11 protein-coding genes are annotated in these 12105 nt (G+C 56.9%); 7 read left to right on the plus strand and 4 right to left on the minus strand.

The features are described from left to right. The first annotated feature begins 2 nt into the window (after positions 1-2). Positions 3-263, plus strand: a complete 261-nt coding sequence (locus FQK12_RS24620) for a hypothetical protein (RefSeq protein WP_146295792.1) — start codon at positions 3-5, stop codon at positions 261-263. Positions 264-313: 50 nt separating this feature from the next. Here the strand turns inward: FQK12_RS24620 and FQK12_RS24625 are convergent, their stop codons facing one another. Continuing rightward, positions 314-1114, minus strand: coding sequence for a DUF2950 family protein (locus tag FQK12_RS24625; protein WP_014227939.1), 801 nt, complete (start codon positions 1112-1114; stop codon positions 314-316). A gap of 10 nt (positions 1115-1124) precedes the next feature. Continuing rightward, positions 1125-2720 carry a DUF3300 domain-containing protein gene (locus FQK12_RS24630; protein WP_014227940.1) on the minus strand — a complete coding sequence of 532 codons (1596 nt, stop codon included), beginning with the start codon at positions 2718-2720 and terminating at the stop codon, positions 1125-1127. A 355-nt stretch (positions 2721-3075) separates the two neighbouring features. Between FQK12_RS24630 and acnB the strand changes: the two genes are divergently transcribed. The 6 genes from acnB to FQK12_RS24660 all read left to right on the plus strand — a co-directional run bounded on the left by acnB (position 3076) and on the right by FQK12_RS24660 (position 10367). Then, a complete protein-coding gene (gene acnB / locus FQK12_RS24635) occupies positions 3076-5673 on the plus strand; it encodes a bifunctional aconitate hydratase 2/2-methylisocitrate dehydratase (RefSeq protein WP_004098644.1) in 2598 nt (865 codons plus the stop codon). A gap of 175 nt (positions 5674-5848) precedes the next feature. After that, positions 5849-6211 (plus strand): protein YacL, encoded by a 363-nt coding sequence (gene yacL, locus FQK12_RS24640; protein ID WP_004098646.1) that lies wholly within the window; start codon positions 5849-5851, stop codon positions 6209-6211. Between the two features lie 181 nt (positions 6212-6392). Then, a complete protein-coding gene (locus FQK12_RS24645) occupies positions 6393-7346 on the plus strand; it encodes a 2-keto-3-deoxygluconate permease 1 (protein WP_014227941.1) in 954 nt (317 codons plus the stop codon). After that, entirely contained in the window at positions 7343-8614 is a 1272-nt protein-coding gene (dtnK, locus tag FQK12_RS24650) for a D-threonate kinase (RefSeq protein WP_014227942.1), read from the plus strand. The genes FQK12_RS24645 and dtnK overlap by 4 nt, the downstream gene beginning before the upstream one ends. Next, positions 8604-9587, plus strand: coding sequence for a D-threonate 4-phosphate dehydrogenase (locus FQK12_RS24655; RefSeq protein WP_014227943.1), 984 nt, complete (start codon positions 8604-8606; stop codon positions 9585-9587). Before dtnK ends, FQK12_RS24655 begins: the two co-directional genes overlap by 11 nt. A 9-nt stretch (positions 9588-9596) precedes the next feature. Next, positions 9597-10367, plus strand: coding sequence for a DeoR/GlpR family DNA-binding transcription regulator (locus FQK12_RS24660; protein WP_014227944.1), 771 nt, complete (start codon positions 9597-9599; stop codon positions 10365-10367). 23 nt (positions 10368-10390) lie between these two features. Here FQK12_RS24660 and speD read toward each other — a convergent pair whose 3' ends face one another. Continuing rightward, a complete protein-coding gene (gene speD / locus FQK12_RS24665) occupies positions 10391-11185 on the minus strand; it encodes an adenosylmethionine decarboxylase (protein WP_004098656.1) in 795 nt (264 codons plus the stop codon). Positions 11186-11199: 14 nt separating this feature from the next. Continuing rightward, positions 11200-12063, minus strand: a complete 864-nt coding sequence (gene speE / locus FQK12_RS24670) for a polyamine aminopropyltransferase (RefSeq protein ID WP_014227945.1) — start codon at positions 12061-12063, stop codon at positions 11200-11202. Positions 12064-12105: the final 42 nt, after the last annotated feature.

The raw sequence follows: 12105 nt of genomic DNA on the forward strand, positions 1-12105 counted from the left end.
CGCTGCTGGCAGCAACGCTGGTCTCGGGTATGGCCTGCGCGGCCGATGCCGCGATTCCCTGGGCTGATAACAGCGGCGGGACCGAAAGCACCCATATTGCGGCGATGGGCCAGGATTTGAATATGCAGCATCAGCAGATAACAAAGACCAGCGAAGGGGTATGGGCGGCGAATTCCGGCAGCATCAGCTCTGATGAAGCGGCGTTGACCAGCACTAAACCGGCTTTTGCGGGTGACCCGTCTCTGATGCCCCATCAGGGCTAAATCAGCACACAGATATGGCCCGGCGGCGTTATCGCACGCCGGGCTTTTTTCTATTGATTGATGGCCTGCCAGGCTGAATCCGGCGAAAACTGCGAAATTGCGCGCGCTTTGCTCTGCGTCTCATCCCCTAAATTAGCCTGATAAACCTCATCATTCTGGTTGACCATAAAGCTCATGATGCCGGTTTTTCCCCATTCCACAGGCCACGCCAGCAGGGCGAAGCCCTGACCCTCGCCATCTTGAATGATGCGAAAACGGTAGCCGTGATAGCCTTCTCCGGGTTCGGCGGGGCTAAACGCGGGCCCAAGCGGGCTGGGCGCTTCGCCGGGAGCGGCAGGCCAGTAGAGGCCGTCTTTCTTGCCATCGCTGCTGATAATCCTCTGCGCCCAGGTGTGGTTTAGCCGATAAAAATCCTGCTGGGCATCAACGTAAGCGTGCATCGCCTGAATGGCTGACAGCTCATTGCGGCCAATCGCGCGAGTCAGGATCTCATCTTCAGCAGCGGCCATATCAAAACGCCAGCCGCTCTTATCCTTAATGATGGGGATCGGTAGCCGCCATGCTTCCTGTCCCACCTCCAGCCAGGCGCTATTCTGCTGCTGAACGATACGATGGCTGACTTTCCAGTCGCGCTGAAAGCGAGCGACGGCATCAGGGTCGATGCCCTCCGGCGGTAAAAATTGCTGCCAGCTATCGCCGAGCAGCCCGTTGAGGGCAGATTCATCATGCCTGCCGATTGCCTCAGCCAGCGCGCTTGCGGCCTGTTCCGGAGAGGAAAACTGCTGCTGAGCCAGCGCCATGGCGGGCGTCAGGGCCAGCGCCAGCAGCGTCATTTTTAATAATTTTTTCATCTGATTATCCTCAGCGGCGGCGCAGTTCACGGTGTTCGGAAAGATGTTCTCTGGCCGCGCTGCGCTGCTCGCTGCTTAAACCCGAGATATGGCGGCTCTGCAGGCCGCGCTCCTGCTGAGACTGCCAGGAGGGAGAGCGGATATCGTTACCGCTCAGGGCATTGGCGTGCAGATTATTCAGCTTCTGCTGACGTTGTTCGGGCGTTGCGGCCCGGAACTGTTCACGGCGCTGTTGCTGCTGCGCCGTCGGATGCTGAATTTGCGTTTTGACCGCTTCCCGATGCTGCTGTTGTACGGCGCTATTTTTTACCGCCGGCGTGGCGTCATAGCCGCGATAGTTATTGCGCTGGGTCACCTGATGGAGCTGCTGCGACGCGGCCTGGCGCTGGGCATCGCGGGAAGGCGCGTGATTAAGCGCGTTATCCGCAGGCCCGGTACGCTGCTGTAGTTGCGTCATGGCCGCCTGACGCTGCGCGTTGCGATCGGCGGGCTGATGTTGGGTCGCGCTAAGGCCGCCGGGAACATTGGTCTGATGGTAATGCTGCGCAATCGTATTGTTCGGATAGGGAATATTGCCGCGGTAGGCCGGATTATGCTGCCAGCTGGCGTGGTTTCCCGGCAGGTTCTGCCCGGTAATATGGTTGAAATTATTGACGTTGATGTTGATGTTATCGCCGTTGTGCGCGTAGCCGCCGTGATGATCATCATCGTGATGGTGATCGTCATCGTCATGGTGGTGATGATCGTCATCATCCCAGTCGATGCTGCTGAACAGAGCGTAGGTTGTGGCGACGCCGAGGCTATAGCCAAACCCCTTGACGAAGCTGTCGGTAAACTGCTCCCCCGGAGGCGGCGGCAGGTAGACCGGCGGATAGGCGGTGTCAGGCCAGGCGCCGTAAACAACTGAAGGGTTATAGGCCGGCACGTACACCACATTTGGATTGGTGGATTCGATTTTAATCACCTGCGCCGGGGCGGAGGATGTCACGGCGCTGCTGCTGCTGCGGGAAGCGGTGGCCGTGGACGTTGCCGAAGCCGGTGCCGCGGAGCGGGTGGCGGTGATGACTTTCTGCTGCGGCGTGGATTTTAACGTTCCGGTCTGCTGGGCGATGGCGCGTAAGCGCTGCACCGAATCCATGACGGCCTGCGGCTGGGCGAGAAAGGCGTTACCCAGGTTTTCCACCCACGGCGCATTTTCTCCCATTAACGCGAGAAGGGAAGGGAAGGCGACCAGCGATTTTACGCTGGGATCCCAGGGCTGATTTGCCACCGCTTGCACCGCCGCGTCGCCCTTCATTGTGGGGTTATCCTGCGACCACTCTACCGCCTGGACAACGTTACTCGGGTAGGTCGAAGCCATCAGCACCTGCGACAGCAGATTGTCCGGATAGAGCGCGATTGGCGCGACCCACTGGTCTATCTGCGCGGGTGTATAGGTCGTGGTCACCGGCTGGGCGGCGGCGGTTGCCTGCGCCGTCTGCGCAACGGCGGGGGGCTCGGGAACCGTTTGCGGCTCCCGGCTTTTGACGTAGAGCGTACCCGCGGCGGCTAATAGCCCGGCGCTACAGAGCAGCGCGAGCAGATGGGGTTTGAAAGGCAGTGTCATGAGAACTCCCGGCACAATAATTGGCCCGTTTTGACAGAGTATTGTCGAAAAGCGGGGGATTGCCTGAGTATAGAGAGCGCGTATTTGCGTTTTTGATTTTAGTTGGGATTTCGCTCAATTATGTGTAACAGAATTAATTTTATATACCGCTAAATTGACAGAAAACCTGCATTATTCTGCCCTTAACGATTCAGCTAATTTTTAATGTTGCTTTTTTGTAAACAGATTAACACCCCGCCAAAATCCTGCTATGCTGCCGACGCGGTATCGGGCATTTACCCTACAAACTGCTGTCTCACAGGAGCGTGAAGAGAATCGCCTACCGCATTTTACAATGAGAGCGAGGAGAACCGTCGTGCTAGAAGAATACCGTAAGCACGTAGCTGAGCGTGCCGCCGAGGGGATTGTACCGAAACCCTTAGATGCAACCCAAATGGCCGCGCTGGTAGAACTGCTGAAAAACCCGCCAGCGGGTGAAGAAGAATTCTTGTTAGACCTGTTAATTAACCGCGTACCGCCGGGCGTCGACGAAGCCGCCTATGTTAAAGCCGGATTCCTTGCCGCGATCGCCAAAGGCGAAGCGACTTCTCCACTGGTTACCCGTGAAAAAGCTGTCGAACTGCTGGGCACCATGCAGGGCGGTTACAACATCCATCCCCTGATTGACGCGCTGGACGACGCAAAACTGGCGCCGATCGCCGCGAAAGCGCTGTCCCACACCCTGCTGATGTTCGACAACTTCTACGATGTAGAAGAGAAAGCCAAGGCGGGCAATGCCTACGCCAAACAGGTTATGCAATCCTGGGCCGACGCTGAGTGGTTCCTGAGCCGTCCTCAACTGGCTGACAAAATCACCGTGACCGTTTTTAAAGTCACCGGCGAAACCAACACCGATGACCTGTCTCCGGCCCCTGACGCCTGGTCCCGCCCGGACATTCCGCTGCACGCGCTGGCAATGCTGAAAAACGCCCGCGAAGGCATCGACCCGGATCAGCCCGGCGCCGTTGGCCCGATTAAACAAATTGAAGCACTGCAGCAAAAAGGTTTCCCGCTGGCGTACGTCGGCGATGTCGTGGGTACCGGCTCATCGCGTAAATCCGCCACCAACTCGGTGCTGTGGTTTATGGGCGACGATATTCCGCACGTGCCGAACAAGCGCGGCGGCGGTCTGGTTCTCGGCGGCAAAATTGCGCCTATCTTCTTTAATACCATGGAAGATGCCGGCGCGCTGCCGATTGAAGTGGACGTAAACAACCTGAACATGGGCGACGTGATCGACGTTTATCCGTTCAAAGGTGAAGTCCGTAACCACGAAACCGGCGAACTGCTGGCGACCTTCGAGCTGAAAACCGACGTGCTGATCGACGAAGTGCGCGCCGGCGGCCGTATCCCGCTAATCATCGGCCGTGGCCTGACCACCAAAGCGCGTGAAGCGCTGGGTCTGCCGCACAGCGATGTGTTCCGTCAGGCGAAAGACGTGGCGGAAAGCAGCCGCGGATACTCTCTGGCGCAGAAGATGGTGGGGCGCGCCTGCGGCGTGGCCGGGGTTCGTCCGGGCGCTTACTGCGAACCGAAGATGACCTCCGTAGGCTCTCAGGACACCACCGGCCCGATGACCCGTGATGAGCTGAAAGACCTGGCGTGCCTGGGCTTCTCTTCCGACCTCGTGATGCAGTCCTTCTGCCATACCGCCGCCTATCCGAAGCCGGTGGACGTCACCACGCACCACACGCTGCCGGACTTCATCATGAACCGCGGCGGCGTATCGCTGCGTCCGGGCGATGGCGTTATCCACTCCTGGCTGAACCGTATGCTGCTGCCTGATACCGTGGGTACCGGTGGTGATTCTCATACCCGTTTCCCGATCGGTATCTCCTTCCCGGCAGGCTCAGGCCTGGTGGCGTTTGCCGCCGCAACTGGCGTCATGCCGCTGGATATGCCGGAATCGGTACTGGTACGTTTTAAAGGCAAAATGCAGCCGGGCATCACCCTGCGCGATCTGGTACACGCCATCCCGCTGTATGCGATCAAACAGGGTCTGCTGACCGTGGAGAAGAAAGGTAAGAAAAACATCTTCTCCGGCCGCATTCTGGAAATTGAAGGTCTGCCGGATCTGAAAGTTGAGCAGGCGTTTGAGCTGACCGATGCCTCCGCCGAGCGTTCCGCTGCGGGCTGTACCATTAAGCTGAACAAAGAGCCGATCGTTGAGTATCTGACCTCCAACATCGTCCTGCTGAAGTGGATGATCGCCGAAGGTTACGGCGATCGCCGTACGCTGGAGCGTCGCGTTCAGGGCATGGAAAAATGGCTGGCGGATCCGCAGCTGCTGGAAGGCGACGCGGATGCGGAATATGCGGCGGTGATCGATATCGATCTGGCCGATATCAAAGAGCCCATCCTCTGCGCGCCGAACGATCCGGACGATGCGCGTTTGCTGTCCGACGTGCAGGGCGAGAAGATCGATGAAGTGTTTATCGGTTCCTGCATGACCAACATCGGCCACTTCCGCGCGGCCGGTAAGCTGCTGGACAACCACAAAGGCCAGCTGCCGACTCGTCTGTGGGTGGCGCCGCCAACCCGTATGGACGCCGCGCAGCTGACTGAAGAGGGCTACTACAGCGTGTTTGGTAAGAGCGGTGCGCGTATTGAAATCCCTGGCTGTTCCCTGTGCATGGGTAACCAGGCGCGGGTTGCCGACGGTGCGACGGTGGTCTCTACCTCAACCCGTAACTTCCCGAACCGTTTAGGTACCGGCGCTAACGTCTTCCTGGCCTCTGCGGAGCTGGCGGCCGTGGCCGCGCTTATCGGTAAACTGCCGACGCCGGAAGAGTATCAGACCTATGTTGCTCAGGTGGATAAAACCGCAGCGGATACCTATCGTTATCTGAACTTCGACCAGCTCGGTCAGTACACCGAGAAGGCCGATGGGGTTATTTTCCAGACCGCGGTGTAATGCGCTAACTCAGCGCTGTACATAATCCCGCCAATGCCCGGTGAACTTTGCGTCACCGGGCATTTTTATTTCCCGTCCCTCCGTCCACCACGCTTTTTTTCTCTTCCACTGCTGCGATAATGACTGTATGGGTACAGTGCAGCGGTGACGCACTGCCCTTGCAGAGGAAAAGACTATGGATTACGAATTTCTGCGCGATATTACCGGAGTGGTAAAGGTGCGAATGTCGATGGATCATGAGGCGATCGGCCACTGGTTCAACGAAGAGGTTAAAGATAACCTTGCCCTGCTGGACGAAGTCGAGCAGGCCGCGCGCACCGTTAAAGGCAGTGAACGGTCCTGGCAACGCGTCGGCCATGAATACACGCTATGGCTGGACGGCGAAGAAGTGATGATCCGCGCTAACCAACTGGATTTTTCCGGCGATGAGATAGAAGAGGGGATGAGCTACTATGACGAAGAAAGCCTCTCGCTATGCGGCGTGGAAGACTTTCTTCAGGTCGTCAACGCCTATCGAAAATTTGTAGGTCAATCCTGAGCAACGTTAATCATTTCCACGGCCGGACAGTTATGTCCGGCTTTTTTTTAGCCTTAACGGCCTGGTTTGATTTTTATTAATCATTTTAAAACTGTGATCTGGCGCGTTTGTGAAGTTTATTTGATTGAATATAATCTTTATGATTTTATTTAATCACAGCATAACAACAGGCGGGAAGACCATGAACATCAAAAAGGCTATAGAACGTGTACCTGGCGGCATGATGGTTGTGCCACTGGTGATCGGCGCCATTATCAATACCTTTGCCCCGCAAGCGCTTGAGATCGGCGGGTTCACCACCGCGCTGTTTAAAAACGGCGCAGCGCCGCTGATTGGCGCCTTCCTGCTCTGTATGGGGGCGGGAATTAGCGTCAAGGCAGCGCCACAGGCGCTGTTGCAGGGCGGTACGATTACGCTGACCAAACTCCTGGTCGCCATTGCGATTGGCCTCGGCGTGGAACAACTCTTTGGTGCTGAAGGGATCTTCGGCTTAAGCGGCGTGGCGATCATCGCTGCGATGAGTAACTCGAATGGCGGGCTTTACGCCGCGCTGGTTGGCGAGTTTGGTAACGAGCGTGATGTGGGAGCGATCTCCATCCTGTCACTGAATGACGGGCCATTCTTTACGATGATCGCACTGGGCGCGGCGGGGATGGCCAACATTCCCATTATGGCGCTGGTCGCCGTGCTGGTGCCGCTGGTGGTGGGAATGATCCTGGGTAACCTCGATCCCAACATGCGCGACTTCCTGACCAAAGGCGGCCCGCTGTTGATCCCATTCTTCGCTTTTGCGCTGGGCGCAGGGATCAACCTTGAAATGCTGCTACAGGGCGGTCTGGCGGGCATTCTGCTCGGCGTGCTGACGACCTTCATCGGCGGTTTCTTTAACATTCGTGCCGACCGTCTGGTGGGCGGAACCGGGATTGCCGGCGCGGCGGCGTCCAGTACCGCCGGAAACGCCGTGGCGACGCCGCTGGCGATTGCCCAGGCCGATCCCTCTCTGGCAGAGGTTGCCGCCGCGGCCGCGCCGCTGATTGCCGCATCGGTGATCACCACCGCGATTCTGACGCCGGTCCTCACCTCATGGGTGGCTAAGAAGCAAGCGCGTCAGGTTGCAGAGGAGAAAAAAGCATGAAAATGATCGTTATCGCCGACGACTTTACGGGTTCTAACGATACCGGCGTGCAGCTGGCAAAGAAGGGGGCGCGCACGGAAGTGATGCTAACGCCAGATCAAAAACCTTCGCGTCGCGCTGATGTGCTGGTGATCAACACCGAAAGCCGCGCGATGCCTGCAGCTGAGGCCGGGAAAGCGGTAGCGCAGGCGTTAGCGCCGTGGTGCGATGGTGATGCGCGTCCGCTGGTTTACAAGAAAATCGACTCCACTTTCCGCGGTAACGTGGGGGCTGAAGTGACGGCGGCAATGCGTGCTGCAAACCGGAAGCTGGCCGTAATTGCGGCGGCTATCCCCGCAGCCGGGCGTACCACCCGCGACGGATTATGCCTGGTCAACGGTACGCCACTGCTGGAAACCGAATTCGCCAGCGATCCGAAAACGCCCATTATCTCCTCACGCATTGCGACGTTGATCGCCCTGCAAAGCGATATCCCGGTTCATGAAGTGTCGCTCGAAGACGTTCGTCGGGGGCAATTGAGCGCCCTGTTGACGGCTTTTTCAGCCGAGGGTGAGTGCATGGTGGTGGTGGATGCCGTGGAAGATCGCGATCTGTTGCTGATTGCCCAGGCTATTTGTGAACAAAAAGAGATGCCGCTGTTGGTGGGCGCTGCCGGGCTGGCGAACGCGCTACCGGTCAGCACCTTCATGCAGGAAAAGCAGGAGCTACCGGTACTGGTGGTGGCCGGATCGATGAGCGAGGCCACGCGGCGGCAGGTTGAAAAAGCGCTCTGCCAGGCGCGCGCCAGGGTCGTGGATATTGATGCCTCGCGGCTGGCCTCGGCCCAGTACGAGCAGGAAATGGCCGCGGCGGTTGAACAGGCCTGTGCGCTGCTCGGTCGCCAGCAGCACACCATTTTACGTACCAGCCGGAGTGCGGACGATCGGCAGATGATCGACGGCCTGTGCGCTCAGGCTGGCGTAAGCCGCCAGCAGCTCGGTGAGATGCTTAGCGAACGCCTCGGGATGATTACGCTGCGCATTATCGAACAGGCTCGTATTGGCGGGCTCTTCCTGACCGGAGGAGATATCGCCACCGCGGTCGCCGCCGCGCTCGGGGCGGAAGGCTATCGCATTCAGAGTGAGGTGGCGCCCTGTATTCCCTGTGGGACGTTCGTTAACAGTGAAATCGACGATCTGCCGGTTATCACTAAAGCCGGCGGATTCGGTTCAGACAGCACCCTTTGTGATGCGCTTTATTTTATTGAGGAGATGTACAGTGGTAACTAAAACAATTGCGATTACGATGGGCGACCCGGCGGGCATCGGTCCGGAAATTATTGTCAAAGCGCTTTGTGAAGACGAGCTCAACGGCGCGCCGCTGGTGGTGGTCGGGTGTCTGAAAACCCTGAAACGTCTGCAGGACAAAGGGCTGGCCGAAGGCGTCACCTTTCGCGCGATCGCCGAGGTCGCGGAGGCGCGATTTGCTCCTGGCGTGATTCATGTCATTGACGAGCCGCTGGCCCAGCCGGACGCGCTGGAGCCGGGTAAAGTGCAGGCCCAGGCGGGCGATCTGGCCTACCGCTGCGTGAAGCGGGCGACGGCGCTGGCGATGAAAGGCGACGTACACGCCATCGCGACCGCACCGCTGAATAAAGAAGCGCTTCATCTGGCCGGGCACAATTATCCTGGTCATACCGAGCTGCTGGCGACGCTGACTGAAAGCCGCGATTACGCCATGGTGCTCTACACCGACAAGCTGAAGGTCATTCATGTCTCGACCCACATTGCGTTGCGTAAGTTCCTCGATACGCTTAATGGCCAGCGCGTGGAGACGGTCATCGGCATCGCGGATCGCTTCCTGAAACGCGTCGGCTTCACCCAGCCGCGCATTGCCGTTGCCGGGGTCAATCCTCATGCGGGCGAAAACGGTCTGTTTGGCGATGAAGAAATACGCATTGTGTCGCCGGCCATTGAAAACATGAAAGCGAAGGGAATCGATGTTTACGGGCCCTGCCCGCCGGACACCGTGTTTCTACAGGCATACGAGGGGCAATATGACATGGTGGTGGCGATGTACCACGATCAGGGACATATTCCGCTCAAACTGCTTGGCTTCTACGATGGGGTGAATATCACCGCGGGTCTGCCGTTCATCCGCACCTCTGCCGATCACGGCACCGCGTTTGATATAGCCTGGACGGGAAAAGCAAAATCTGAGAGCATGGCCGTATCGATTAAACTGGCAATGCAACTGGCGTAATTTCCTGTTATGAAAGGACAACACCGTCTGGATAAGATTGTAGCGTATTTGAAAAATCATACGCTGGTGACCGTGGAACAGCTGGTGGATGCGGTAGAAGCATCGCCTGCAACGATACGACGCGATCTGATCAAACTGGATGAGCAGGGCGTGATCAGCCGCAGCCACGGCGGTGTTGCCCTGCGGCGCTTTGAGCCTTCTCAGCCTACCACCAATGAAAAGCAGCTACGATCGCCTGCGGAAAAGCGGGCGATTGCGCGTTTTGCCGCCTCGATGGTGCAGGCGGGCGACGCGGTGGTACTCGACGCCGGCACCACCATGCTGGAGCTGGCAAAATGCCTGACCCATCTTCCGCTCAGGGTGATCACAGTCGATCTGCATATCGCTCTGTTTTTATCCGAGTTCCGGCAGATAGAAGTGACCATCGTCGGTGGCCGCATTGATGACAGCAGTCAGTCCTGTATCGGCGAGTTTGGTCGTAAGATGTTACGTAGCGTCTATCCCGATATCGCTTTTATGAGCTGTAACAGCTGGAGCGTGGAAAAGGGCGTGACGACGCCGACGGAAGAAAAGGCGGGGCTGAAGCAGGAGATCATTGCCAACGCCCAGCGTAAGATCTTACTGGCCGACAGCAGCAAATATGGCGCCCACTCGCTGTTCAACGTCGCTCCGCTGGGCCGCTTCACTGACATTATTACCGATGTGAGTCTGCCTCTTCCCGTTCAGGCTGAGCTGAAAGCGCAGTCCGTTGCCCTTACGCTGGTACAGCCTGAACGTTAAGGATACCGCCAGCCGATACGGTGTTACACGCTCGGTATATTACGTCCGTAGTAGATTTCGCGCATCTCTTTCCAGAGCAGGTCGGTAATCACCTTACGCTCCTCTTCGCTCAAATCTTCCGGCTTCGTGTGGAACATATAGTGCTTAAGGTCGAACTCCTTAAGCAACATCTTGGTATGGAAAATATTTTCCTGATAAACGTTCACGTCCACCATGTCATACAAAGACTTAATATCTTCGGACATGAAGTTCTGAATGGAGTTAATTTCATGATCGATGAAGTGCTTCATGCCGTTCACATCGCGGGTAAAACCGCGAACGCGATAATCAATCGTGACGATATCGGATTCTAGCTGGTGAATCAGATAGTTCAGGGCCTTCAGCGGTGAAATGACCCCGCAGGTTGAGACTTCAATATCGGCGCGGAAGGTGCACAGTCCGCCCTCAGGATGGCTTTCCGGATAGGTGTGAACGCAGATATGGCTTTTATCGAGATGCGCCACCACGGTTTCCGGTAGCGGACCCGGGTGTTCTGTCTGATCGATAAGCTGCGGATCGACTGGCTCTTCGCTGACCAGGATCGTCACGCTGGCGCCCTGCGGTTCATAATCCTGGCGGGCAATGTTAAGAATATTGGCGCCGATAATCGAACAGGTCTCTGACAAAATTTCCGTCAGGCGGTTGGCGTTGTAGAGTTCGTCAATATAGGCGATGTAGCCATCGCGCTCCTCTGCCGTTTTTGCGTAGCAGATATCGTAAATGCAAAAACTCAGGCTTTTGGTCAGATTGTTAAAGCCGTGCAGCTTCAATTTTTTCAATTTAGATCACCTCCTTACTTAACGGTGGATAGCGCATCCAGTAAATACTGCGGTAAAGCAAATGCCGCCGCGTGAATGGCCGGATTGTAATAACGGCACTTCAGGTTCGACTTGTGAAAACGGGCCTGGATGATTTCACTGGAAAGATGGCGCAGCGCTTCGTTGTCCGTGGCCCATGCGAAGGTCATGATGCCGCCGTAGTAGGTGGGAATCGCCGCCTGATAGAAGCTTACGTCGCTAAAGTAATGGCTGAGCTTGCGATGGCTATCGACGGCCTCATCCTGTTGCAGGAAGCTGACGCCGTTCTGAGCGACAAAGATCCCGCCTGGGTTGAGGCAGCGCTTGCAGCCTTCATAGAAGGCGGAAGTAAACAGGCTCTCGCCGGGACCGATAGGATCGGTGCAGTCGGAAATAATGACGTCAAACATTTGCGCCGTCTGGTTAACAAAATTGACGCCATCGTCAATCACCAGGGTAAAGCGCGGGTCGTCGTACGCACCCGCATTATGGTTGGGGAGGTACTGGCGACAGAATGAAACCACGCCAGCGTCAATTTCTACCATGGTGATGGTTTCGACGCTGCGGTGACGGGAGACTTCGCGCAGCATGGCGCCATCGCCGCCGCCGATAATTAACACATGTTTCGCCTGGCCGTGGGCCATCAGAGGAACATGGGTCATCATTTCATGGTAGATAAACTCATCACGTTCGGTGGTTTGTACCACGCCGTCCAGCGCCATCACGCGGCCAAAGGCTGCGTTTTCGAAAATGATTAAATCCTGATGATCGGTTTTCTCATGATACAGAACGTTATCAACGCTGAAATACTGACCAAAATGGTCGTGCAGCGTTTCATGCCACAGATTGCTATCGGCCACGGGCAGATCCTCCTTTGTTAACACCTGTTACACCCATTAAAA

This window comes from Klebsiella sp. ME-303 (assembly GCF_007910085.1).
Taxonomy (GTDB): domain Bacteria; phylum Pseudomonadota; class Gammaproteobacteria; order Enterobacterales; family Enterobacteriaceae; genus Klebsiella; species Klebsiella michiganensis.

Excerpts from the sequence above, each read along its gene's own strand:
- FQK12_RS24625 (WP_014227939.1), bottom strand. The coding sequence starts at position 1,114 with ATGAAAAAATTATTAAAAATGACGCTGCTGGCGCTGGCCCTGACGCCC.
- FQK12_RS24630 (WP_014227940.1), bottom strand. The coding sequence starts at position 2,720 with ATGACACTGCCTTTCAAACCCCATCTGCTCGCGCTGCTCTGTAGCGCC.
- yacL (WP_004098646.1), top strand. The coding sequence starts at position 5,849 with ATGGATTACGAATTTCTGCGCGATATTACCGGAGTGGTAAAGGTGCGA.
- FQK12_RS24645 (WP_014227941.1), top strand. The coding sequence starts at position 6,393 with ATGAACATCAAAAAGGCTATAGAACGTGTACCTGGCGGCATGATGGTT.
- dtnK (WP_014227942.1), top strand. The coding sequence starts at position 7,343 with ATGAAAATGATCGTTATCGCCGACGACTTTACGGGTTCTAACGATACC.
- FQK12_RS24660 (WP_014227944.1), top strand. The coding sequence starts at position 9,597 with ATGAAAGGACAACACCGTCTGGATAAGATTGTAGCGTATTTGAAAAAT.